Annotated in this window: 21 protein-coding genes and 1 tRNA gene; 17 read left to right on the top strand and 5 right to left on the bottom strand. The window is 59.6% G+C overall.

Features of this window, described 5'->3' with window-relative positions:
* Positions 1-133: 133 nt before the first annotated feature.
* The 6 genes from rpsU to AC1DWG_RS20585 all read left to right on the top strand — a co-directional run bounded on the left by rpsU (position 134) and on the right by AC1DWG_RS20585 (position 9,385).
* Positions 134-349 (top strand): 30S ribosomal protein S21, encoded by a 216-nt coding sequence (rpsU, locus tag AC1DWG_RS20560; RefSeq protein WP_002551877.1) that lies wholly within the window; start codon positions 134-136, stop codon positions 347-349.
* A gap of 480 nt (positions 350-829) precedes the next feature.
* Positions 830-2,797 (top strand): DNA primase, encoded by a 1,968-nt coding sequence (gene dnaG, locus AC1DWG_RS20565; RefSeq protein WP_223460320.1) that lies wholly within the window; start codon positions 830-832, stop codon positions 2,795-2,797.
* 67 nt (positions 2,798-2,864) lie between these two features.
* Complete coding sequence (gene rpoD / locus AC1DWG_RS20570) at positions 2,865-4,712, top strand: RNA polymerase sigma factor RpoD (protein WP_477754896.1); 1,848 nt, start codon at positions 2,865-2,867, stop codon at positions 4,710-4,712.
* Positions 4,713-4,834: 122 nt separating this feature from the next.
* The gene (locus AC1DWG_RS20575; protein ID WP_477759785.1) at positions 4,835-8,581 is read left to right on the top strand and encodes a bifunctional diguanylate cyclase/phosphodiesterase; all 3,747 of its coding nucleotides are present in this window, start codon (positions 4,835-4,837) and stop codon (positions 8,579-8,581) included.
* 15 nt (positions 8,582-8,596) lie between these two features.
* Positions 8,597-8,673 (top strand) — tRNA-Ile (locus AC1DWG_RS20580).
* Between the two features lie 403 nt (positions 8,674-9,076).
* Positions 9,077-9,385 carry a DUF3077 domain-containing protein gene (locus AC1DWG_RS20585; RefSeq protein WP_477762847.1) on the top strand — a complete coding sequence of 103 codons (309 nt, stop codon included), beginning with the start codon at positions 9,077-9,079 and terminating at the stop codon, positions 9,383-9,385.
* A gap of 88 nt (positions 9,386-9,473) precedes the next feature.
* On the opposite strand, the gene AC1DWG_RS20590 is transcribed toward AC1DWG_RS20585, so the two are convergent.
* Positions 9,474-10,154 carry a zinc metalloprotease gene (locus AC1DWG_RS20590; protein ID WP_477762848.1) on the bottom strand — a complete coding sequence of 227 codons (681 nt, stop codon included), beginning with the start codon at positions 10,152-10,154 and terminating at the stop codon, positions 9,474-9,476.
* 128 nt (positions 10,155-10,282) lie between these two features.
* On the opposite strand from AC1DWG_RS20590, the gene AC1DWG_RS20595 reads away from it, so the two are divergent.
* The 10 genes from AC1DWG_RS20595 to AC1DWG_RS20640 all read left to right on the top strand — a co-directional run bounded on the left by AC1DWG_RS20595 (position 10,283) and on the right by AC1DWG_RS20640 (position 21,258).
* The gene (locus tag AC1DWG_RS20595; RefSeq protein ID WP_007980298.1) at positions 10,283-10,744 is read left to right on the top strand and encodes an Lrp/AsnC family transcriptional regulator; all 462 of its coding nucleotides are present in this window, start codon (positions 10,283-10,285) and stop codon (positions 10,742-10,744) included.
* 222 nt (positions 10,745-10,966) lie between these two features.
* Positions 10,967-12,649: a flavin monoamine oxidase family protein gene (locus tag AC1DWG_RS20600; protein WP_477755089.1), complete on the top strand. Its 1,683-nt coding sequence runs from the start codon at positions 10,967-10,969 to the stop codon at positions 12,647-12,649.
* A gap of 12 nt (positions 12,650-12,661) precedes the next feature.
* The gene (locus AC1DWG_RS20605; RefSeq protein WP_477755088.1) at positions 12,662-13,456 is read left to right on the top strand and encodes a carbon-nitrogen hydrolase family protein; all 795 of its coding nucleotides are present in this window, start codon (positions 12,662-12,664) and stop codon (positions 13,454-13,456) included.
* 48 nt (positions 13,457-13,504) lie between these two features.
* Positions 13,505-15,934: a pyrroloquinoline quinone biosynthesis protein PqqF gene (pqqF, locus tag AC1DWG_RS20610; RefSeq protein WP_477788277.1), complete on the top strand. Its 2,430-nt coding sequence runs from the start codon at positions 13,505-13,507 to the stop codon at positions 15,932-15,934.
* 158 nt (positions 15,935-16,092) lie between these two features.
* Positions 16,093-16,167, top strand: coding sequence for a pyrroloquinoline quinone precursor peptide PqqA (gene pqqA, locus AC1DWG_RS20615; protein WP_003444522.1), 75 nt, complete (start codon positions 16,093-16,095; stop codon positions 16,165-16,167).
* A 78-nt stretch (positions 16,168-16,245) separates the two neighbouring features.
* Complete coding sequence (gene pqqB, locus AC1DWG_RS20620) at positions 16,246-17,157, top strand: pyrroloquinoline quinone biosynthesis protein PqqB (protein WP_477762851.1); 912 nt, start codon at positions 16,246-16,248, stop codon at positions 17,155-17,157.
* Between the two features lie 140 nt (positions 17,158-17,297).
* Positions 17,298-18,050 carry a pyrroloquinoline-quinone synthase PqqC gene (gene pqqC / locus AC1DWG_RS20625; protein ID WP_007993179.1) on the top strand — a complete coding sequence of 251 codons (753 nt, stop codon included), beginning with the start codon at positions 17,298-17,300 and terminating at the stop codon, positions 18,048-18,050.
* Positions 18,047-18,322: a pyrroloquinoline quinone biosynthesis peptide chaperone PqqD gene (gene pqqD / locus AC1DWG_RS20630; protein WP_008051583.1), complete on the top strand. Its 276-nt coding sequence runs from the start codon at positions 18,047-18,049 to the stop codon at positions 18,320-18,322. Before pqqC ends, pqqD begins: the two co-directional genes overlap by 4 nt.
* Complete coding sequence (gene pqqE / locus AC1DWG_RS20635) at positions 18,294-19,466, top strand: pyrroloquinoline quinone biosynthesis protein PqqE (RefSeq protein WP_477788278.1); 1,173 nt, start codon at positions 18,294-18,296, stop codon at positions 19,464-19,466. The genes pqqD and pqqE overlap by 29 nt, the downstream gene beginning before the upstream one ends.
* Positions 19,432-21,258, top strand: a complete 1,827-nt coding sequence (locus tag AC1DWG_RS20640; RefSeq protein ID WP_477788279.1) for a S9 family peptidase — start codon at positions 19,432-19,434, stop codon at positions 21,256-21,258. The genes pqqE and AC1DWG_RS20640 overlap by 35 nt, the downstream gene beginning before the upstream one ends.
* A 104-nt stretch (positions 21,259-21,362) precedes the next feature.
* Here the strand turns inward: AC1DWG_RS20640 and AC1DWG_RS20645 are convergent, their stop codons facing one another.
* The 4 genes from AC1DWG_RS20645 to AC1DWG_RS20660 form a co-directional block, all read right to left on the bottom strand.
* On the bottom strand, positions 21,363-21,521 hold the full coding sequence (locus AC1DWG_RS20645) for a YqaE/Pmp3 family membrane protein (RefSeq protein ID WP_003228885.1): 159 nt from the start codon (positions 21,519-21,521) through the stop codon (positions 21,363-21,365).
* A gap of 83 nt (positions 21,522-21,604) precedes the next feature.
* The gene (locus AC1DWG_RS20650) at positions 21,605-21,925 is read right to left on the bottom strand and encodes a helix-turn-helix domain-containing protein (protein ID WP_477762854.1); all 321 of its coding nucleotides are present in this window, start codon (positions 21,923-21,925) and stop codon (positions 21,605-21,607) included.
* Positions 21,918-22,274: a type II toxin-antitoxin system RelE/ParE family toxin gene (locus tag AC1DWG_RS20655; RefSeq protein WP_095944832.1), complete on the bottom strand. Its 357-nt coding sequence runs from the start codon at positions 22,272-22,274 to the stop codon at positions 21,918-21,920. Before AC1DWG_RS20655 ends, AC1DWG_RS20650 begins: the two co-directional genes overlap by 8 nt.
* A gap of 251 nt (positions 22,275-22,525) precedes the next feature.
* A complete protein-coding gene (locus AC1DWG_RS20660; RefSeq protein ID WP_477788280.1) occupies positions 22,526-23,809 on the bottom strand; it encodes an aspartate aminotransferase family protein in 1,284 nt (427 codons plus the stop codon).
* Positions 23,810-23,978: 169 nt separating this feature from the next.
* On the opposite strand from AC1DWG_RS20660, the gene AC1DWG_RS20665 reads away from it, so the two are divergent.
* Positions 23,979-24,908, top strand: coding sequence for a LysR family transcriptional regulator (locus AC1DWG_RS20665; protein ID WP_477788281.1), 930 nt, complete (start codon positions 23,979-23,981; stop codon positions 24,906-24,908).
* Positions 24,909-24,957 lie beyond the last annotated feature (49 nt).

A 24,957-nucleotide genomic window follows, 5' to 3' on the forward strand; every position in this document is an offset into this window, starting at 1 on the left:
AGCGGTTTTCGATCAGAGGCTTTGCATTCCGAGCGTTGAGGGGTTAACATCCGCAACCCTTAAAAACCGACGTCTTCAAGTGCTCTTTTGCCGCGAGGATGTTGACCCCGGTAATGAATGAAGGTAGCTCTGGATGCCAGCCGTCAAAGTAAAAGAGAACGAACCCTTCGACGTAGCTCTGCGTCGTTTCAAGCGCTCCTGCGAAAAAGCCGGTGTACTGGCTGAAGTTCGTAGCCGCGAATTTTACGAGAAGCCAACTTCTGAGCGTAAGCGCAAAGCAGCAGCCGCTGTTAAGCGTCACGCCAAGAAAGTTCAGCGCGAACAGCGCCGCGCCGTTCGTCTGTACTAATACACAGACGATCGTAGCAAGCTTCTGCCAAGCCCGGCCTTCAGCCGGGCTTATGGCATTTGCGTAAAACGCTTGATGCTTCACTGTCAAAGCCGCAGACGCGACCGAGACAAATCTGCTTCACCGCGTCAGACCTGGCTCTTTTGCCAGCGGTGCACGTCTTTTCTGACGAGCCTTTCAAGGCTACTGACGAGCACACCCACTGATTCCTCTCACGACGATCAGCCCAAGGCACCTGCTTGCGTGCCAGATGATGAGCTATCCGGGGCCTATGATTGGCCACAGCGGATTCAGCGCAACACATTCAAACAGTCGAATACTGATTAGCATTAACGTCAGTGGATTTTCGGCAGATACACTTCCCGACAGCGATTACGCAGACGACACTGGTCGAGCCGCACACTTTGCGCGCCTCAAACAATGACCGCGTTCGATCGCCGCACGTTTCGGGTTCCTTTCAGCGCAGATGACGAGAACGCCATGGCCGGGTTAATTCCCCAGAGCTTCATTGACGACCTTCTGAACCGCACCGACATCGTCGATGTGGTCAGCTCGCGCCTGCAATTGAAAAAGGCCGGCAAGAACCACACCGCCTGCTGCCCGTTCCACAAGGAAAAGACTCCATCGTTCAGCGTCAGCCCCGACAAGCAGTTCTATTACTGCTTCGGTTGCGGCGCTGGCGGCAACGCCCTCGGCTTCATCATGGACCACGACAACCTGGATTTCGTCCAGGCCGTCGAAGAGCTGGCCAAAGCCGCCGGCATGGAAATCCCCCGCGAAGAAAGCGGCCGCCCGCACAAACCGCGACAGCCGACCGATTCGCCGCTGTATCCACTACTCAGCGCCGCTGCCGACTTTTATCGCCAGGCCCTGAAAAGTCATCCATCGCGCAAGGCCGCCGTGGATTACCTGAAAGGTCGCGGGCTGACCGGCGAAATCGCCCGGGACTTCGGCCTCGGCTTTGCTCCACCCGGCTGGGACAACCTGTTCAAGCACTTGAGCAGCGATACCCTGCAACAAAAAGCCATGATCGATGCCGGCCTGCTGATCGAAAACGCCGAAAGCGGTAAACGTTACGACCGCTTCCGCGACCGCGTGATGTTTCCGATCCGCGACAGTCGCGGGCGCGTCATCGCCTTCGGCGGCCGGGTATTGGGCGACGACAAGCCGAAGTACCTGAACTCCCCGGAAACCCCTGTTTTCCATAAAGGCCAGGAACTCTACGGCCTGTACGAAGCGCGCAAGACCAACCGCAACCTCGACGAGATCATCGTCGTCGAGGGTTACATGGACGTCATAGCCCTGGCCCAGCAAGGCCTGCGCAATGCCGTTGCGACCCTGGGCACCGCTACCAGCGAGGAACACCTCAAGCGGCTGTTTCGCGTCGTGCCCAGCGTGCTGTTCTGCTTCGACGGCGATCAGGCCGGCCGCAATGCGGCATGGCGGGCGCTGGAGGCGACACTTTCGAGCCTGCAGGACGGTCGTCGCGCACGCTTTCTGTTCCTGCCCGAAGGCGAAGACCCGGACACCCTGGTCCGCTCCGAAGGCACCGATGCCTTCCGCGCACGGATCAACCAGCACGCGCAGCCTCTGGCCGATTATTTCTTCCAGCAGCTGACGGAAGAAGCCGACCCGCGCTCGCTCGAGGGCAAGGCCCACATGGCCACCCTCGCCGCGCCACTGATCGACAAAGTCCCCGGTGCCAACCTGCGCACCTTGATGCGTCAGCGCCTGAGCGAAATCACCGGCCTTAGCGGCGAAGCGGTGAGCCAGCTGGCACAAAGCGCCCCGCAAGAAGCACCGCCGGCCTACGACCCGGGCATCGATTACGACGCAATGCCCGATTACAGCGACTATCATCAGCCGCAGGCACAGGAAATGTATGTGCCGCAGCAAGAATGGACGCCGAAGAAGCCCGGTGCAGGAGGCAAGAAATGGGACAAGAAACCATGGGACAAGAATGGCAAGCGAGGCGGTGATCGCGATCAACCCCGCGCGCCACGGGTGCCCGCCGCCGTAGAACCGCCAACCCTCGCCGCCTTGCGCACGTTGCTGCATCACCCGCAACTGGCGGAAAAAGTCGAGGATGCCGGGCACTTCGCCGCCGAAGATCACACCAACACACAATTGCTGGTGGCGCTGCTCGAAGCCGTGCAGAAGAATCCCAAGCTAAACTCAATTCAACTGATTGCGCGTTGGCACGGCACAGAACAAGGCCGTTTGCTCAGGGCGCTGGCCGAAAAGGAATGGCTGATTGACGGAGATAACCTTGAACAACAGTTTTTCGACACCATTACTAGCTTGTCAGCCCGCCAACGCGAGCGAAACCTGGAACAACTTCTGCGAAAAGCGCGTCAAAGCGAATTGACCAGCGAAGAGAAAAATCAACTGCGCGATCTCTTGAGTCGCAATGTTTCCGCAACAAACCCGACCTCAACTGGCGCGTGAGGTCATAGCTCAGGTATAATCCTCGGCTTGTTTTTTGCCCGCCAAGACCTTCAGTGGATAGGGTGTTATGTCCGGAAAAGCGCAACAGCAGTCTCGTATCAAAGAGTTGATCACACTTGGTCGTGAGCAGGGCTACCTGACTTACGCGGAGGTCAACGACCACCTGCCGGAGGATATTTCAGATCCGGAACAGGTGGAAGACATCATCCGCATGATCAACGACATGGGGATCAACGTGTTCGAGGTTGCGCCAGATAAGGATTCCCTTATGCTGGCCGACGCCGATACCGACGAAGCCGCAGCCGAAGAGGCCGCTGCAGCGTTGGCTGCGGTCGAGACCGACATTGGTCGCACTACCGACCCGGTGCGCATGTACATGCGCGAAATGGGTACGGTGGAGCTCCTCACACGTGAAGGCGAAATCGAAATCGCCAAGCGTATTGAAGAGGGCATCCGTGAGGTGATGAGCGCAATCGCGCACTTCCCTGGCACGGTTGATCATATTCTCTCCGAGTACACCCGCGTCACCACCGAAGGTGGCCGCCTGTCCGACGTCCTGAGCGGTTATATCGACCCGGACGACGGCATCGCGCCGCCTGCGGCAGAAGTGCCGCCGCCAATTGACGCGAAAGCCGTCAAGGCGGATGACGATTCCGACGACGAAGACGGTGAAGCCTCGGATGACGAGGAAGAAGCCGAAAGCGGTCCGGATCCGGTCATCGCTGCACAGCGCTTTGGCGCTGTGGCCGATCAGATGGAAATCACCCGCAAGGCGCTGAAAAAGCACGGTCGCAACAACAAGGCAGCAATTGCCGAGCTGTTGGCCCTGGCCGAGCTGTTCATGCCGATCAAATTGGTGCCGAAGCAATTCGAAGGCCTGGTCGAGCGTGTTCGCAGTGCCCTGGATCGCCTGCGTCAGCAAGAGCGCGCAATCATGCAGCTCTGCGTTCGTGATGCACGCATGCCGCGTGCCGACTTCCTGCGCCAGTTCCCGGGCAACGAAGTCGACGAAAGCTGGAGTGACGCCCTGGCCAAAGGCAAAGGCAAATACGCTGAAGCCATTGGTCGTCTGCAGCCGGATATCATCCGTTGCCAGCAGAAGCTGACCGCGCTGGAAACCGAAACCGGTTTGACCATCGCCGAGATCAAGGACATCAACCGTCGCATGTCGATCGGTGAGGCCAAGGCCCGCCGCGCGAAGAAAGAGATGGTTGAAGCTAACTTGCGTCTGGTGATCTCCATCGCCAAGAAGTACACCAACCGCGGCCTGCAATTCCTCGATCTGATCCAGGAAGGCAACATCGGCTTGATGAAAGCAGTAGACAAGTTCGAATACCGTCGCGGCTACAAGTTCTCGACTTATGCCACCTGGTGGATCCGTCAGGCGATCACTCGCTCGATCGCCGACCAGGCCCGCACCATCCGTATTCCGGTGCACATGATCGAGACGATCAACAAGCTCAACCGTATTTCCCGGCAGATGCTGCAGGAAATGGGTCGCGAACCGACCCCGGAAGAGCTGGGCGAACGCATGGAAATGCCTGAGGACAAGATCCGCAAGGTATTGAAGATCGCTAAAGAGCCGATCTCCATGGAAACCCCGATCGGTGATGACGAAGATTCTCATCTGGGTGACTTCATCGAAGACTCGACCATGCAGTCGCCAATCGATGTCGCCACTGTTGAGAGCCTTAAAGAAGCGACTCGCGAAGTCCTGTCCGGCCTCACTGCCCGTGAAGCCAAGGTTCTGCGCATGCGCTTCGGTATCGACATGAATACCGACCACACCCTCGAGGAGGTTGGTAAGCAGTTCGACGTGACCCGTGAACGGATTCGTCAGATCGAAGCCAAGGCGCTGCGCAAGCTGCGCCACCCGACGAGAAGCGAGCATCTGCGCTCCTTCCTCGACGAGTGATCACAGAACCCCCGGCCCAGGCCGGGGGTTTTGCTTTGTACAGATTAAATCTCCCCGCTTCCCCCCTCCTCCCTGTAGCCGTCTACACTCGAAACATTCCCCCGAGCCATAACGAGACCGTTATGCCCAGACTGCCGACCGTGTTTTTTTTGCTGTCGCTGATGACCTGGACCGCAACGGCTGGCGCGCTGACTCTCACTGACGATGAACGTAGCTGGCTGGCGGCTCACCCGGAATTGCGCCTGGGTGTCGATGCGTCGTGGCCGCCCTTCGAGTTTCGTGACGATGGGGGCCGCTACCAGGGCCTTGCCGCGGATTACATCGAGGTCATCCGCAAAAGGCTGGCAACCCGGCTCACGCCCATCGAGCCGGTGAGCTGGACCGCTGTCCTGGAACAAGCCAAAAAGGGCAAACTGGACCTGCTGCCGGGCATCATGTCGACCCCGGAACGCCAGAAATACCTGTCGTTCACTCGCCCCTATCTGGATTTTCCGATTGTCATCCTGGCCCATGTCGGGGGCCCCCAGCCACATAACCTGCAAGACCTGTACGGCCTGAAAATCGCCGTGGTGGAAAACTACGCCCCCCACGAGCTGCTGCGCAGCCACCATCCCGACTTGAACCTGGTGGCGGTGCCCAACGTCAGCTCGGCGCTACAGGCGCTGGCCACCGACGAAGTGGACGCCGTGGTGGGCGATCTGGCTTCCAGCGTCTGGGGACTGCGCCAACTCAAGCTCGATGGGTTGTATGTCAGCGGTGAAACCCCCTATCGCTATCAACTGGCCATGGCTGTACCCCGCGACAACAAGATGCTGGTCGGCATTCTCGACAAAGTCCTGGCAGACATGAGCCCTGCTGAAATCAGCGCCATTCAGGAGCATTGGGTCGGCAACGTCCTCGATCATCGAACGTTCTGGAATGACCTGCTGGTGTATGGCCTGCCCGGATTGCTGCTGCTGACTACCGTGCTGGCGGTGGTTATCCGCATCAACCGCCGCTTGAGCTCGGAAATCGCCCGCCGGGTCAACCTTGAACAGGAACTGCGCAGCAGCGAATACCACTACCGCGGCCTGGTGGAGAGCCTGTCGGCCATCGCCTGGGAAGCAAAAGTCACCGACTTCACCTACAGCTATGTATCGCCCCACGCCGAAGACCTTCTCGGTTATCCCCTGTCCCATTGGCTGATTCCGGGTTTCTGGCGCAACATCATTCACCCCGCCGACCTGACCCGCGCCCAGACCTTCTGCGATCACGAAGTGCTGGCCGGGCGCGATCACCGCCTCGATTACCGGGTGATCACCGCCGACGGCCGCTGCCTGTGGGTGCGCGATATCGTCAGCCTGATCGAACACGGGCATGAGCCGGTGCTGCGCGGGTTGATGATCGATATCACCGACGCCAAGCGCACCGAGGAAGCGCTACGCCTGTCGGAGCAGAAATTCGCTTCCGTGTTCCAGCAATGCCCGGACATGCTGGTGATCGCGCGCCTGAGCGACGGCTGCCTGCTGGAAGTCAACGAAGCGTTCGAAGAACAGATCGGCCTCAAGGCCGAGGACGTCATTGGCCAGACCGCCACCAACCTGAACATCTGGGGGATTCCCGGTGTTGGGCCAGGCCTGTTGCAACGCTTGCAGGCCGGCAGCATCCGCAACCTGGAGATGCCCTTTCGTCGCAGCAACGGCCAGGTGTTTACCGGCCTGATCTCCGCCGAACCGTTCAACCTCGACATGACACCGGCGCTGGTGGTCGTAGTGCGGGACATCACCCAGCTCAAGGAAACCCAGCAACAGCTGCAAACTTCCGAAGAAAAATTCGCCAAGGCCTTCCACGCCTCTCCCGACGGTTTGCTGCTGTCTCGGCAAAGTGATGGCTTGCTGCTGGAGGTCAACGATGGTTTTAGCCGCATCACCGGGTTCAACAGCGCCATGTCGGTGGATCGTTCGGCGCTGGACCTGGGAATCTGGGTCAACCTCAATGAACGCAAGCAAATGCTCGACCTGCTGCACCGCGACGGCTTTGTCCGCGACTTCAGCTGCCATATCCGCCGCAGCGACGGGCAGATCCGCCTCTGTGAAGTGTCCAGCCGTCCGCTGCCGATTGGCGATGAAGACTGCATGCTGACCATCGCCCGGGACATCACCGAGCGGCACCTGATGCAGGAAAAACTGCAACAGGCCGCCACCGTGTTCGAAAGCACTGCCGAAGGCGTGTTGATCACCGATACCCAACAGCACATCAGCGCGGTCAACCGTGCGTTCACCGAAATCACCGGTTACAGCGAAAACGAAGCCCTGGGCCACACGCCACGCCTGCTCGCCTCAGGCCTGCATGACAGCGCGTTCTACGCGGCCATGTGGCATCAATTGACCGCCGAAGGTCATTGGCAGGGCGAGATTTCCAATCGGCGCAAGAATGGCGAGCTGTACCCGAGCTGGCTGACCATCAGCGCCGTGCGCAACCGCGACAAGTTCATCACCCACTTTGTCGCGGTGTTCGCCGACATTTCCAGTCTCAAACATGCCCAGGCCAAACTCGACTACCAGGCGCACCACGACCCACTGACCGGCCTGCCGAACCGCACGCTGTTCGAAAGCCGCCTGCTGACGGCGCTCAACAATCAACAGGAAAACGGCGGCCAGGGCGCCGTGCTGTTCCTCGACCTTGACCGCTTCAAGCACATCAACGACAGCCTCGGCCACCCGGTCGGCGACCTGCTGCTCAAGGGTATTGCCGTACGTCTCAAGGAGCAGTTGCGTGACATCGACACCGTGGCGCGCCTGGGTGGTGACGAATTCATCATTCTATTACCGGGCCTGCAACAATCCAGCGATGCCGACCACATCGCCACCAAATTGCTCAATTGTTTCGCCGCGCCGTTCCAGGCCGGCGAACACGAGTTTTTCATCAGCGCCAGTATCGGCACCAGCCTCTATCCGAAGGATGGCTGCGACGTTGCCACACTGATCAAGAACGCCGACGCCGCGATGTACCGCTCCAAGGCCAAGGGCCGCAACCGCGTCGAAAGCTACACCCGCGACCTCACCGCCCAGGCCAGCGAACGCGTGGCGCTGGAACACGAACTGCGCCGCGCCATCGAACGCAACGAGTTGCACCTGTGCTACCAACCGAAAATCAGCCTCGCGGACTACAGCCTGGTCGGTGCCGAAGCCCTGATCCGTTGGCGCCATCCGACCTTTGGCGACGTGCCGCGGGAACACTTCATCCCGCTGGCGGAAGAAAACGGCATGATCCTGCAAATCGGCGACTGGGTCCTGGAAACCGCCTGCCGGCAGATGGCCGAATGGCACCGGCTGTACGACAGTCCCGGCCCGCTGTCGGTCAACCTTGCCGGCGCCCAATTGCGTCAACCCAATCTGCTGGGCCGTATCGAACAGTTGCTCAAGGACAACGGCCTCAACCCCGGTTTCCTGCAACTGGAAATCACCGAAAACTTCATCATGAGCCAGGCCGAAGAAGCGCTGGCGGTGCTGCATCAACTCAAAAAACTGGGCGTGCAACTGGCCATCGATGACTTCGGTACCGGTTACTCGTCCCTGAGCTACCTCAAGCGCCTGCCACTGGACATCCTCAAGATCGACCAGTCCTTCGTCCGCGGCCTGCCGGACGATCCCCACGATGCGGCGATCGTACGCGCCATCATCGCGCTCGGACGCAGCATGCCATTCACCGTGATTGCCGAAGGGGTCGAGACACTGGCGCAACAGCAATTCCTCGCTGCCGAGGGCTGTGAACAAATCCAGGGCTACATCGTCAGCCTACCCCTGCCCCCCGACGAATTTGCCGCGACATTTCTTCGTACAAACGTAATGGCTTTTTCAGATGGCACAGCCGCGAAACCGTCGTTATAATCCGCGGCCTACTGAGGGCCTATAGCTCAGTTGGTTAGAGCAGAGGACTCATAATCCTTTGGTCCACGGTTCAAGTCCGTGTGGGCCCACCAAACAAGAAAGCCGCGCAATGCGCGGTTTTTTCGTGTCTGACGTTTAGTTTTGTTTACTTATGGTCTCGCTTTATCGGATGACGCCCGCAGACCTTGTAGGCAAACTCCGAATCTTGCTTTTGGGCACTTTGATGCCTTGTTGCGCTTTTCTTCGACGGGATAGTCTCTGGACGTCGCTGACCATTCAGCGATCGGGCTTGGAAACCCGTCGGATCAAAGCGCAGCAGTATCTACCACTACTCCAGTCGTTTTTTACGACTGCGAAACTGTGTTATGGCAGCTGTGCGTGGGACGCTTTCGGGCGTGCCGGTTTCCTTGATCCCCGGTTTTCCAACCTGCGTACAGCTGCCACCCATTCGCTTGGAAACGAAAATGGCCGCTCCTTGGATTAAGGAGTTACATCATGAGCAAACCCATTTCGTCCGATCCTTCACAACTGAAAACCGTCGGCTTCGCCCCCTTCCTCTATTTCTCGGACCAACCCCTGTTCCACGTCTGCCGCAACGTCCCCATCGCCGACGCTCTGACCCAAGCCTCTGACCTGCTGTTCCTCGCCAAGTCCCTCACCGTGGACGCCGCCTACGCCCAAGACTCCGACCGCCACGCCAGGGCCGCGCACTATCTAACGACGATGAGCAAAGCGGTGATTGATGATGTGGTGAAGGTGCTGACGCGAAGGCCTGTTCAATCGAGAACGGATGCAGATCAATAGAACACTGTTCACAGGACCGGAAAATTCCCAAAAAGGGACCGAGAATTCCCTTTTGGGGACTGATAGAGCCAGCCTCTTCGGGCTTTCGTTATTTCCAGTGCTGAACGACATCACTGCAACTGTCAGTCCAAACACGCAGCGAAGGGATAGCCTGGACTGCCCGCAGCCGCTCCAGCATCTGCCCCGTCAACACGACCTCATACGTATCCGCCGCCCGCCCCCACTGCTCCACGATGACCATGCCGTCCACCAGCGCCCCCGCCAATTCGGCAATCGTCTCGGCCTGATCCTCTATGATTTTTTGCGTCCGATCCCACACCCGATCAGTCATCGCTTTGAGCTGCGCCGTTATGCGTTCAGACGACGCTGGATCGGTATCGGGACAGGCGATGTTGCGCAGCAGATGCTGAAGCTCCCTGATTTTTGCGTAATCCTGTTCCGCCCCCTGCTCGCCTTTGAGGATGGCGGCGGCTTTGGGCTTATCGACGCGTTTTGCGGCTGAAGGTTTTGATGGCAGGGTCTGCGCCATTGCGCCAGCCAGGAGCACCATCATCCGGGCTTCCAGATGTTCCTTCATGGCTTCCATCGACGAAATTGGGCGCACCAAGGTAATGGAGGCCCCTCCCTGGTGCCGCAAATCCTTGGTCACTGTCAGCGTCACGCTGCCCGTTTCAAATCCCAGGGCGCGGGCCACCACGTAGTGCCCCATTTCGTGATGGGCGATCTGCAATGCACGGTCCCGTACAGCAGCAGGTAGCTTTGTTGTCATGTCCTTGGCCTCTCGCCCTCGACTGCATCAATCTTAGTCGATTGCCCACTCTCTTTCGGCCACAAGCGTCGCGTCGAACGAGCCTGTAACATGCTGGACCATTGATTCACGCCTCTGGAGCCACGCCGTTGCCCGACACTCGCCCCCCTGTTCTCGATGAAATCGACCGCCAATTGATTGCCGCCCTACAGATCAACGCCCGCGAGAGCGTGGCCATGCTTGCCCGGCAACTGGGCATCGCCCGTACCACGGTCACTTCGCGCCTGGCGCGGCTGGAAAAGGCCAAAGTGATCACCGGCTACGGTGTGCGCCTCGGTCAGCGGGTGGTGGATGGCGGGTTGCAGGCGTATGTCGGGATCACTGTGCAACCGCGTTCCGGCAAGGAGGTGTTGCGACGCCTGAGCGCGATGGCGCAGGTGCAGCAGTTGTGTGCGGTGAGTGGTGAATTTGATTATGTGGCGTGGTTGCGCACCGATTCACCGGAGCAGCTGGATCAATTGCTGGATCAGATTGGCAGCGTGGATGGGGTGGAGAAGACCACGACCTCCATCATCTTGAGCAGCAAGATTGATCGGGGGCAGCCGGTTTGAGATTCCAATTCAGGTTTCATGGGTGTCTGAACTGACGTCATCGCGAGCAGGCTCGCTCCTACAGTGGTCAGTGTGTATATAAAGTTCGTCATATCGACCAATAAAATGGCAAAATGACGACACTTTGCGTCTTATTAACGTGTTCTGTGCTCTCTAGAATGGCTGGCATCTTTTCCTATACTCAGATGCGCATTCCGCGTCGGGTCGCCAGCAAGGTCAGCCATGAACAAGAACAATCGCCATCCTGCAGACGGTAAGAAACCAGTCACCATTTTCGGCCCGGATTTTCCTTTCGCCTTCGACGACTGGATCGAACACCCGGCCGGGCTGGGCAGCATTCCTGAGCATAGTCACGGTGCCGAAGTGGCGATTGTCGGCGGCGGGATCGCCGGCCTGGTAGCGGCGTATGAGCTGATGAAGCTGGGCCTGAAACCGGTCGTCTACGAAGCTTCGAAAATGGGCGGCCGCCTGCGTTCCCAGGCGTTCAATGGCGCCGAAGGCATCGTGGCCGAACTGGGCGGGATGCGCTTCCCGGTGTCGTCCACCGCGTTTTATCACTACGTCGACAAACTGGGTCTGGAAACCAAACCTTTCCCTAACCCGCTGACGCCCGCGTCGGGCAGCACGGTGATCGACCTCGAAGGTCAGACCCATTACGCACAGAAGCTGTCGGACCTTCCTGCGCTGTTCCAGGAAGTGGCTGACGCTTGGGCCGATGCCCTGGAAGCCGGTTCGCAGTTCTCCGATATCCAGCAAGCCATTCGTGATCGTGATGTTCCACGCCTGAAAGAGCTGTGGAACACCCTGGTGCCGCTGTGGGACGACCGCACCTTCTACGATTTCGTCGCCACCTCCAAGGCCTTCGCCAAGCTCTCGTTCCATCACCGCGAAGTGTTCGGCCAGGTCGGTTTCGGCACCGGCGGCTGGGACTCGGACTTCCCCAACTCGATGCTGGAAATTTTCCGCGTGGTGATGACCAACTGCGACGACCATCAGCATCTGGTGGTCGGCGGTGTGGAACAGGTGCCACAGGGCATCTGGCGCCATGTGCCGGAACGTTGCGCGCATTGGCCGGCCGGCACCAGCCTCAGTTCCCTGCACAACGGCGCACCACGTACCGGAGTGAAGAAAATTGCCCACGCACCGGGCGGCCGTTTCGCCGTCACCGACAACTGGGGCGACACACGCGAATACGCCGCAGTGCTAACCACTTGCCAGAGCTGGCTGCTGACCACCCAGATCGAATGCGACGAAACCCTGTTCTCGCAAAAAATGTGGATGGCCCTGGACCGCACCCGCTACATGCAGTCGTCGAAGACTTTCGTGATGGTCGACCGCCCGTTCTGGAAAGACAAAGATCCGGAAACCGGCCGCGACCTGATGAGCATGACTCTCACCGATCGTTTGACCCGCGGCACTTATTTGTTCGACAACGGCGACGACAAACCGGGAGTGATTTGCCTGTCGTACTCGTGGATGAGCGACGCCCTGAAGATGCTGCCGCAGCCGGTGGAAAAACGCGTGAAGCTGGCGCTGGATGCGTTGAAGAAGATCTACCCGAAAGTCGACATCGCCGCGCGGATCATCGGCGATCCGATCACCGTGTCCTGGGAAGCCGACCCACATTTCCTCGGTGCATTCAAAGGCGCCCTGCCCGGCCATTACCGCTACAACCAGCGTATGTACGCACACTTCATGCAGGACGACATGCCAGCCGAACAACGCGGGATTTTCATCGCCGGCGACGATGTTTCGTGGACGCCGGCCTGGGTCGAAGGCGCGGTGCAGACGTCGCTCAATGCGGTGTGGGGCATTATGAAACACTTCGGCGGTGCAACTCACGCCGAGAATCCGGGTCCAGGAGATGTGTTCAACGAGATCGGACCGATCGCCCTGCCCGAGTAAGAGGAATCCGAAATGCGCGTAGCCCTTTACCAATGTCCACCGCTGCCTCTGGATGTCGCCGGCAACCTGCAACGCTTGCAGCAGCTTGCGCTGGAGGCAAAAGGCGCCGACCTGCTGGTGCTACCGGAGATGTTCCTGACCGGCTACAACATCGGCGTCGATGCCGTCAGCGTGTTGGCGGAGGTGTACAACGGTGAGTCGGCGCAGCAGATCGCGCGCATTGCCAAGGCAGCCGGGATCGCCATCCTGTATGGCTACCCGGAGCGCACCGCCGACGGGCAGATCTACAACGCCGTGCAGTTGATCGATGCCAATGGCGAGCGCGTCTGCAACTACCGCAAAACTCACTTGTTCGGCGACCTCGATCACTCGATGTTCAGCGCCGGCTCAGACGAGTTTCCCATCGTTGAGCTCAACGGCTGGAAGCTCGGTTTCCTGATCTGCTACGACCTGGAATTTCCGGAAAATGCCCGACGCCTGGCCCTGGCCGGTGCCGAGCTGATCCTGGTGCCGACCGCCAACATGATTCCCTACGACTTCATCGCTGACGTCACCGTCCGCGCCCGGGCCTTTGAGAACCAGTGCTACGTGGCCTACGCCAACTACTGCGGCAGCGAAGGCGACATTCATTACTGCGGCCAGAGCAGCATCGCCGCACCGGATGGCAGCCGTATCGCCCAGGCGGGTCTGGATGAGGCGCTGATCGTCGGCGAGCTGGATCGCCAGTTGATGCTCGACTCCCGCGCCGCCAATCGCTATTTCCTCGATCGCCGCCCTGAGCTTTACGGCAACCTGAACAAGCGCTAGTCCACTGTAATCCGCTAGCATTGGCACTTCACTGTTCTGGAAGTGCCCATGCCCGCGCTGAATCAACCTCGCCCCCCTACGGAAACCCTGGCCAACGGCCTGCGGGTGACGCTGCGTCATGCCCCGAACCTGAAGCGTTGCGCGGCGGCGTTGCGCGTGGCTGCCGGCAGCCATGATGTGCCGCTGGCCTGGCCCGGTCTGGCGCATTTTCTTGAGCATTTGTTGTTTCTGGGGACTGAGCGTTTTCCTGCGGGCCAAGGGCTGATGGCCTACGTCCAGAGCCATGGCGGGCAAGTGAATGCGCGGACCAGCGAACGCACCACGAACTATTTTTTTGAACTGCCACCCCAAGCGTTTACCGGTGGGCTTGAGCGTCTGTCAGACATGCTCGCCCATCCACGTATGAATCCGGACGATCAACAGCGGGAACGGGAAGTGCTGCAGGCGGAATTTGTCGCCTGGTCGCAGGATCCGGTGGCGCAGCAACAGCGGGCATTGTTCGATGGGCTTTCTGAGGCTCATCCGCTGCGAGGTTTCCATGCTGGCAATCGCGACAGCCTCCCAGTGTCGCAACCCGAATTTCAGCAGGTATTGCAGGATTTTTATCAGCGGTTTTACCAGACCGGGCAGATGACCTTGAGCCTGGCCGGGCCACAGAGCCTCGATGAACTAAGAGGTTTGGCCGAAACATTTGCCAGCGTCATTGCCGGCGGTGAAAAGGCCACGCAACAATCCCCGGCACCGCTGATGGCGACCTCAAACGCCAGTTATCAACAGGCTGGCGAGCGCCGACTGGATTTGCTGTTTGCCCTCGAAGCGCTACCCGACTCCGCCGCCGAAGCACTGGGTTTTCTGTGTCACTGGCTGAATGCCGAGAAACCGGGCGGTTTGCTGGCGGATTTGCGTGAGCGTGGATTGGCCGAAAAACTGAAGGCCGAGTCGCTGTATCAATTCGCCGGGCAAGCCTTGCTGCACTTGGCGTTTACATTGCCCGCCAACTCTTTGGCAACCGGGATTCGCGAGCGGCTGATGGATTGGCTGGGCTTCTTCGCCAGGCAAGACTGGAGCCGATTGCGCGAAGAATACGCAACCCTGCTCCAGCGCCAACAGCAAGTCAGCAGCGCCTTGCAACTGGCCCAACTGGACAGCGAACAACGCGAAGTCGGGTTATCTGACCAAGGCGTTACAGCCCTCAAGCAAGTCCTCAAACAAATCGGCGCTGTGGATAACTTCAGCGGCCGCTGGCAATTGCCAGCACCCAACCCGTTCTTGCCCTGCGAAGCACCGACAGCCAACGCCGGATTGATTCGCGGCCAGACCAGCGCCCACCGTGGCCTGCGCACTTTTGCCCAGGATCGCTCGCGCAGCCGTCGTGAACGTTCGCCGATGCAATTCAGCCAGGCATGGCCGGACAACGGTGCTGAAGGTGCGATTTATCTGCGCTGGCGCCTAGGTTCGACTCCCGGCAGCCACCTTCAATCACAGCTGGAAAACCACCTGCAACCATTGCGCGAAGACGCGCGTCAGGCCGGCGTGGATGTTTCCTTCAGTGCGTCGGGCAACGAATGGCTGCTGAAACTGAGCGGGCTTCAGGAGCCGATGCCCGGCGTCCTGGAGCATGCGCTGAAAGAACTGACAAAACCTGATGCCGCTGTCTCACAAGCCGAATCGACCAGCGTTGCGTTGATACCGATTCGACAACTGCTCAAAACATTGCCCGATCACTGCCTCGAGCACAGCGCGAGCTCGGATGACCTGCAGCAACTCTGGTCGAGTGCGCGATGGGATGGGTTGGCCATCGGGTTATCGGCTCAGACTCAAGCGGCCATGGGCCTGGCCTTGAGCCGCATACCCGGCACGCCGGACAATCAACTGACGCAGCCCTCTTCGATCCTCGCACAGCATCTGTGGAGCACTGTCGATACCGCCTCCAGCGAGCACGCGTTGCTGCTGTTCTGTCCGACAGCCACCCAGGAAATGGCCGACGAAGCCGCGTGGCGTTTGCTCGCTCACCTCTCACAGACGCCGTTCTACCAGCGCCTGCGGGTGGAGCTGCAACTCGGCTATGCGGTGTTCAGCGCCACGCGGCAGATTCACGGCCAAACCGGGCTGCTGTTCGGCGTGCAATCGCCAAGCGCTGCACCAACGGCGTTGCTGCAACACATCGAGCAATTCCTGAATCGATTGCCGGAGCTGATCCACGCGCTCGACGACACCACCTTCAATGCTCAACGCCAGGCTCTGGCGGATCAATTTTCCAGCGCCGCGCTCACCACGAGCCAAGCGGCCGAATTGCTTTGGCAGGGCAAGTTGGGCGGCCGCTCGTCGGATTATCTGACGCAATTACCCGAGGCAATCCTGCTGATCGACCGCGCCGAACTGCTGGCCGCCGCACAGCGATTGAATCAGGCCGAGGGCGGCTGGCTGAGCCTGGCCAACAGCCCTGCACCCGGCACTCCCTGGCGAGCGACAAAATGATCATTACCGGGGCTGTAAGGAGCTTTCTCAAAGTTTCACGGACAATCCCTTTGAAATTTTGAGTAACATTGCCACCTAACTATCTGGAACATCTCTGATTTGAGGTGGACTATACCTATAGATAGCGCTGTCCCACCCCACTTGAAGGAGTTCAATCTATGGCCTGGACCAAACCTGCCTACACCGACCTGCGTATCGGCTTTGAAGTCACCATGTACTTCGCCAGCCGCTAATCTGCCTTGGCGGACTGCAGCTAACGCCTCGGTTATCCCGAGGCGTTTTATTTTCAGCGTTGAAATGATGGAGCGTCCATGTTTGTCCAGATTCTAGGTTCCGCTGCCGGCGGCGGCTTCCCCCAGTGGAACTGCAACTGCGTGAACTGCGCAGGCTTTCGTGACGGCAGCCTGCGGGCCAAGGCGCGGACGCAATCGTCCATCGCGATTTCCGATGACGGCGTGAACTGGGTGCTGTGCAACACCTCCCCGGACATTCGCGCCCAACTCCAGAGCTTCGCCCCGATGCAGCCGGGCCGCGCCCTGCGCGATACCGGGATCGGCGCGATCATCCTGATGGACAGCCAGATCGACCACACCACCGGCCTGCTCATGCTGCGCGAGGGATGCCCGCATCAGGTCTGGTGTACCGACATGGTCCACGAGGACCTGAGCACTGGTTTCCCACTGTTCAACATGCTGACTCACTGGAACGGCGGGCTGAACTGGAACCGTATCGAACTCGATCAAAGCTTCACCATCCCCGCCTGTCCGAACCTGCGCTTCACCCCGCTGCCTTTGCGCAGTGCCGCGCCGCCGTACTCGCCGCACCGCTTCGACCCGCATCCGGGCGACAACATCGGCCTGATCGTCGAAGACCTCAACACAGGCGGCAAGCTGTTCTACGCACCGGGCCTGGGCAAGGTGGATGCAGAGCTTCTGGAAATCATGGCTGGCAGCGATTGCCTGCTGGTCGACGGCACGCTGTGGGATGACGATGAAATGCAGCGGCGTGGCGTAGGCACCCGCACCGGTCGCGAGATGGGCCACCTGGCGCAGAACGGCCCTGGCGGCATGCTCGAAGTGCTGGAACAACTGCCCGAGCAGCGCAAGGTGCTTATCCACATCAACAACACCAACCCGATTCTTGATGAGGACTCGCCGGAGCGCACGGAGCTGGATCGGCGCCAGGTTGAAGTGGCGTATGACGGCATGAGTATTGTGTTGTAAGCAATCGAGACCGCTGCGCGGTCTATCGCGAGCAGGCTCGCTCCCACAGGGGTATGCGTTTCAATTGTGGGAGCGAGCCTGCTCGCGATGAGGCCAGCTCAGGCACTGAAGAATCCACCGGTCCTACCCGGAGAACCGCAATGACCGACACCCCAATGTCCCCCGCCGAATTCGAAGCGGCCCTGCGCGCCAAGGGCGCCTATTACCACATCCATCACCCCTATCACGTGGCGATGTATGAAGGTCGGGCCACCCGCGAGCAAATCCAGGGCTGGGTCGCCAACCGTTTCTACTATCAGGTGAACATCCCCCTGAAGGACGCGGCTATCCTCGCCAACTGCCCTGACCGCGAGATCCGCCGCGAGTGGATTCAGCGCCTGCTCGACCACGACGGTGCGCCCGGTGAAGACGGCGGCATCGAAGCCTGGCTGCGCCTGGGCCAGGCCGTGGGCCTCGACCCCGACCAACTGCGTTCCCAGGAGCTGGTGCTGCCCGGCGTACGCTTCGCCGTGGACGCCTATGTCAATTTCGCCCGCCGCGCCAGTTGGCAGGAAGCCGCGAGCAGCTCGCTGACCGAACTGTTCGCCCCGCAGATCCACCAATCGCGCCTGGACAGTTGGCCCCAGCATTACCCATGGATCGACCCGGCCGGCTACGAGTATTTCCGCACGCGCCTGGGTCAGGCACGGCGTGATGTCGAGCATGGTCTGGCGATCACGTTGCAGCACTACACTACTCGTGAAGGCCAGGAGCGCATGCTGGAAATTCTCCAGTTCAAACTGGACATTCTTTGGAGCATGCTCGATGCCATGAGCATGGCCTACGAACTGAAACGCCCGCCGTATCACAGCGTGACCGGGGAACGGGTCTGGCACAAAGGAATCACCTTATGAGTTTCGATCGCAGCAAGACCCCGACCTGGCGCCCCGGCTACCGATTCCAGTACGAACCGGCGCAAAAAGGCCATGTGCTGCTGTACCCGGAAGGCATGATCAAGCTCAACGAAAGTGCCGCGCTGATCGGTGGTTTGATTGATGGTGAGCGAGACGTGGCAGCCATCATCGCCGAGCTCGACCAACAGTTCCCCGGCGTGCCCGAGCTTGGTGACGACATCGAGCAATTCATGGAGGTTGCCCGTGCGCAACACTGGATCGAACTTGCCTGATTCATCGGTGCAAGTGCCGCCCAAACCTGAAATCGGCTTGCCGCTGTGGCTGCTGGCCGAGCTGACGTACCGCTGCCCGCTGCAATGCCCGTACTGCTCCAATCCGCTGGATTTCGCCGAACAAGGCAAGGAGCTGAGCACCGAACAGTGGATCAAGGTGTTCCGCGAAGCGCGGGAAATGGGTGCCGCGCAACTGGGCTTTTCCGGTGGCGAGCCGCTGGTGCGCCAGGACCTTGCCGAGTTGATTGGTGAAGCCCGCAAACTGGGTTTCTACACCAACCTGATCACCTCTGGCATCGGCCTGACCGAGCAGAAAATCAGCGACTTCAAGAAGGCCGGTCTCGATCACATCCAGATCAGCTTCCAGGCCAGCGACGAACAGGTGAACAATCTGCTGGCCGGGTCGAAAAAGGCCTTTGCGCAGAAACTGGAAATGGCCCGGGCAGTGAAGGCCCACGGTTATCCGATGGTGCTGAATTTCGTGACCCATCGGCACAACATCGACCAGATCGACCGCATCATCGAGCTGTGCATCGCTCTGGAAGCGGACTTTGTCGAGCTCGCCACTTGCCAGTTCTACGGCTGGGCGCAACTCAATCGCGTTGGGCTATTGCCGACCAAAGAACAACTGGTGCGCGCCGAACGCATTACCAACGAATACCGCGCCAAACTGGAAGCCGAAGGGCATCCCTGCAAGCTGATTTTCGTCACCCCGGACTATTACGAGGAGCGCCCGAAAGCCTGCATGAATGGCTGGGGCAGTATTTTTCTGACGGTCACGCCAGACGGAACCGCCCTGCCCTGTCACGGCGCCCGACAGATGCCGGTGCAGTTTCCCAACGTGCGCGACCACAGCATGCAGCACATCTGGTACGACTCGTTCGGCTTCAACCGCTTTCGCGGTTATGACTGGATGTCCGAGCCGTGCCGCTCCTGTGACGAGAAAGAAAAAGACTTCGGCGGCTGTCGCTGCCAGGCGTTCATGCTCACAGGTGATGCAAGTAACGCCGACCCGGTGTGCAGCAAGTCGCCACAACACGGCGTGATCCTCAGGGCTCGCGAAGAAGCCGGGCACGCTACCCAGACCATCGACCAACTGGCCTTTCGCAATGAACGAAACTCACGCCTCATCGCCAAAAGCTGAACCTTTCAGCGCTGCCAAAGCCGTGGCCGCCGGTATCGACTTTGCCGAACTGCAGGTCGGTCGACAGGGCCTGTTCTGGAACGAGTACCGACCCGAAGACGCGGCGTGCCGGATCTGGCATTGGCGTGACGGTGCAGCGAAATGCCTGACGCCACTGGGGTTCAGCGTGCGCAGTCGGGTGTACGAATATGGCGGCGGCGCGTTTTGCCTGACGGACGACGGTATCGTTTTCGTCAACGAGGCAGACCAGCAACTGTATCGGCAATCACTGCAAGGCGAAGCGCCCGAAAGGCTGACGTCCAGTGCGTGCCGTTATGGTGATTTACAGTTCGCCAACGGGCAGGTGCTGGCGGTCGAGGAACTTCGCGATCAACACCGACTGGTGGCGATCGATCTGTTCGATGGCGCACGTCACCTGCTGGCCGAGGGTGCTGACTTCTACGCGGCACCGACGCTGAGCCCTGATGCCCGGCGCCTGGCCTGGATCGAATGGAGTCGTCCGGATCAGCCATGGACAACGACCCGCTTGATGGTTGCCGAACGCCTCGCCAATGGCGGGCTTGCCGAAGCTCGTTGTGTGGCGGGCGAAGGCGCGCAAGAGTCTGTGCAACAACCGCGGTTTGATGCCAACGGTCGCTTGTATTGCCTGACCGATCGCGCTGGTTTCTGGCAGCCATGGATGGAATCTGAAAAAGGCCTGAGCCCATTGCCAAGCGCCGCCGCCGACCATGGCCCCGCGCCCTGGCAACTCGGTGGCAGCACCTGGTTGCCGCTGGGCAACGACAGTTATCTGGCCAGTTGGACCGAAGGCGGGTTTGGCCGATTGGGCATAGGCGGCGATTCCAGCGCCGACTTCACCGGCGACTACAGCCGCTTCCGCCATCTCGCCGTGGATAAGCAGTTCATCTATTGCATCGCGGCGTCGCCCGTCAGTTCAACCGCCGTCATCGCCATCGACCGCCAGAGCCGGCAAGTGCAAGTACTGGCCGGCGGCATCGCACCGCTTGCTCCCGAACAGATCAGCCGCCCGCAAACCTTGCGCTACCCAAGTGGCTCAGGCGAAGCACACGGCTTCTTCTACCCGGCGATGACCGGCGCGGCGAAACCGCCATTGGTGGTGTTCGTCCATGGTGGCCCGACTTCGGCGTGTTACCCGATGTTCGATCCGCGTATCCAGTATTGGGCACAGCGGGGCTTCGCTGTGGCCGACCTCAACTATCGCGGCAGCAGCGGTTATGGCAGGGACTATCGTCAGGCGCTGCATTTGAGCTGGGGTGATGTGGATGTCGAAGACGCTTGCGCGGTGGTCAGCCATCTCGCCGAACGTGGCTTGATCGATGGCGACAAAGCGTTCATCCGCGGCGGCAGTGCTGGCGGTTACACCACCCTTTGCGCCTTGGCATTTCACAACGTGTTCCGCGCCGGCGCCAGTCTGTATGGGGTCAGCGATCCGGTGGCGCTGGGGCGCACGACCCACAAATTCGAAAGTGATTATCTGGATTGGTTGATCGGCGATCCTCTGCGGGATGCCGAACGCTACGCGGCCCGCACGCCGCTGCTGCATACCGGCAACATCCGCGTGCCAGTGATCTTCTTTCAAGGAGAACTGGATGCCGTGGTCGTCCCGCAGCAGACCCGCGACATGGTCACGGCGCTGCAGGACAACGGCATCCTGGTCGAAGCGCATTACTATGCAGACGAACGCCACGGTTTTCGCAAGGCCGGTAACCAGGCCCATGCGCTGGAGCAGGAGTGGTTGTTTTATCGGCGGGTGATGGAGCACGCCAGCTGAAATCGGCGGTATTCCAATCGCTGGCAAACCAGCTCCTACAGAACCGTGATCTCCCGTAGGAGCTGGCTTGCCAGCGAAAGCGATCTATCTAACGCCGCAAAAATTCAGCGCTTGGCGATGATGTACACCGCATGCACGATCCCCGGAATGTAACCGCACAACGTCAGCAGAATATTCAGCCAGAACGCCCCGCCGAATCCTACTTGCAGAAACACACCCAGTGGCGGCAACAGGATGGCGATGATGATGCGAATAAAGTCCATGGGACAGCTCCTGATTGGGGTGGACTCGTTCGAGCCCTACAGCTAATCGACCTGTGCCGTTTGTCAGGGTTCAGCCCGATTCCTCAGGCCAGTATCTCCAGACCGTGTTTGCGCACGATACTCAGCAACTTCAACGCCATGCCACTGGGGTGCTTATTCCCTGCTTCCCATTGCTTGACCGTGGAAGCGCTGGTGTTCAGGTAGCGCGCAAACACCGGTTGGCTGACATTGTTGCGCTCGCGCAGTGCCTTGATCTCTTGTGCGGGAATTGCATCCGGTATCGTTGCAAGACAAGACTCATCGAACTCACGCATGGTCGCCTTGCTGATTGCACCGATGGCGTACAAGGCACTGGCCGATTCGTGGATCGATTCCGATAGCTCACTTTTGAATTTTTTACTCATTTGGTATCTCCACAAACTCCTTTGCATCCAGCAAGCGCTGAATTTCCATTTCGGTCAGTCCACCATATGTCTTGGCCAACTCTCGCAAGTCGAGCAAATGCCTGGGACTGATATTGCTCTGATCTTTCTTTGCGTACAGGAACTGATAGACCCAATGAGCACCGCCCTTCGCTAGGATAATCGAGCGATGGCGGTTGGCATTCAAACGCTTCTTCCAGACTCCGCCGCCCAGATTGTCAGCCTGACCATTGAGCATTTCGGTGAATGCCTCCCGCAGCTCGTCATCACCGATCCAGGCCTTGGCAGCCTGCATTGCGAAGCGCTTTGTCTTGAACAGCCTTGGTGACATCGGCATCCCGTCCATAAAACATACCACCTAGTGGTATAGAAATCAAAACCAACGCGACAGCAATACTGTTTCGCTGGCACCGGCACTCCCTGCCGATACACGCTAGAAAGCCATTGATGCGCCAACCGCTCAAGCCGAGATTGCCTTTGGAAAAACCCGGCCACAAAAAAACGCCCCACGCCAAAAATGTCGGGCGTGAGGCGTGCGTATTACCGCGAGACGGTTCTGGAATGTGCGCAGGGCGCGTCGGATCAGACGGCAATCCCTTTGCGGCATTGCAATTGCGCGGTGCGTACTCGGGAGAAGGCGCGCGCCAGGCGCAGGAGCATTTCATCGATGTTGGCGTTGCTGACATTCAGCGCAGGGGTAAAGCGCAGGCAGTCGGGTTGTGGGGCATTGAGCAGCAAGCCTTCGTAGAGCGCGGCCTTGACCACCGCGTCAGCAGAATCGTCCGACAGCGTCAGCCCCCAAAGCAGCCCTTGTCCGCGCAACTCGCCGTGATCGTAACGATGGGCCAACCGCTCCAAGCCTTCACGCAGGTGTTGACCGGCTTCTGCGACGTGCTTGAGGAACGCCTTGTCCTGCACCGTATCGAGCACCGCAAGTCCCGCAGCGGTCATCAAGGCATTTCCATGATGAGTACCTGCCACCTCGCCAATGTCGAAACAGCAAGCCTTGCCCCGCGCCAGCAGCGCAGCCAATGGCACGCCGCCGCCCAACCCTTTGCCGAGCACGACGATATCCGCTGTTACACCGCAGGACTGTTCCGCGAGCAAGGTGCCACAACGACCAATGCCGGTTTGCACTTCGTCGAAGATCAGCAAAATGCCGAGTTCACGGCACAAGCGTTCGACGCCCTTGAGGTAGTGCGCGGTGGCCGGGATCACGCCGGCTTCGCTCTGGATCGGCTCGAGCATGATCGCAACGGTCCGTTCATCCACGGCCGCATGCAACGCTGGCAGATCATTGAATGGAACACGACTGAAGCCTGGCAATTGCGGCTCGAATCGGTTGGTCAGTGTCGAACTGTCCGACGCAGAAATCGTCCCCAGGCTGCGGCCATGGCAACCGTTGTTGGCCACAATAATTCGCGACGCACCGCCGCGATGCTGTTGACCCCATTTTCGCGCCAGTTTGATCGCTGCCTCACAGGCTTCGCTGCCGGTATTGAGCAGGTAGGCCTGATCACTGCCGGTGCTGGCACACAGGTGTTCGGCGAGGCTGAGCATACCGCGGTTGTACAGGCCGAAACCCGGGTTGATCAGCGACTGGGCCTGGGCAGTGATTGCATTGACCAGTACCGAGGGGCTGTGACCAAGGCTGTTGGCCCCGCCGCCCTGGGAAAAATCCAGATACGCACGGTCATCGCTGTCCCACAACCATGAACCCTGGCCACGCACAAACACCTGTTTCGGCCGCTCGACACTGGGCATCAAGTACTCGCTGGAAAGGTTATTGCCTAGGGATGGCAGGGAGGCGTCCATGACCAGATCATCAAGACTGGGAGGACTGCGGCGCAGACTGAACAGATTCATCTGACAAAACCTCTGATGAGGTTTTTTGCCTTACCTATGTAAACACCATCGAAGCAAAGGGTATTCATCGCGCTCTGTGGCCCTGTAAGCCCTGTGAGTGCGGTTAGACTAGGCTCAGGCGAGGCATTCAGCCATTTCGATTTCCCAGCATTTTCGATAAGTATTACTTATGGATTTCAAGCAACTGCGTTATTTCGTCGCGGTCTATGAAGAAGGCCACGTGGGCCGTGCCGCCGAGCGCCTGTCCATCTCCCAGCCGGCGCTGTCCCAGCAAATCCGCCACCTCGAACAAAACCTCGAGGTGAGCCTGTTCGAGCGCAGCAGCAAGCGCCTGTTGCCGACCCTCGCGGCCCACACGCTGTACAACCACGCATTGCCTTTGCTCGATGGCCTGCAACGGGCACGGGAAGCGCTCGGCAACTTCAAAGGTCAGGCGCTACGCACCCTGGCCATCGGCGTATTGCAGACCGTGCATACCAGCCTCGTTCCGCAGATGCTCGAGCGGGTGCGCAAGGCGCAGCCGCATCTGGTGGTGCAGATCTATGAACTGACCGGCCTGGAAATCGAGCGACGACTGCTCAACGGTTCTCTGGATATCGGCATCGGCTACCTGCCGCCCCGCCAGCCTGGCTTGCATGGCGTGATGCTGTACGAAGATGAACTGACCCTGGTCATCCCGGCAGAGCATCCGCTGCGTGAATTCAAGAAAGTGTCCATGAGTCAGGCCGCCGAACTGCCGATGTTGCTGCTGGGCGAGGAATTTCAGATCAGGCAGATCTGGCAGGCACAGCTGACAAGCCTCGGACGTCGCCCACAGGTGCAAGCCGAACTGAACAACATGGCCGGCATCCTCGACAGCCTGCCGCACACGCGCCTGGCGACGGTGCTGCCCGGACGCTCGCAAAAGACTCATGGCAACCACGAACTGCTGTGGAAACCCCTGAGCGAACCACGAGTGCCGCTGAAAGTCGGTTTGGTGTGCCGGGATGTGCAACGGCAGCAGGCCTCGCTGGCCTTGCTGCGGACATTGCTGGAAGAGGTGATAAACGGCCCGGATGGGCGCTTGAACAGCGCGCAGGCTCTGGATGGGCTGGGCTAGAAACTTTTCTTTGGGCAAAAGAAAACCCCGCCGAAGCGGGGCTTTGCAG

The organism is Pseudomonas sp. P4_B3 (assembly GCF_056402295.1).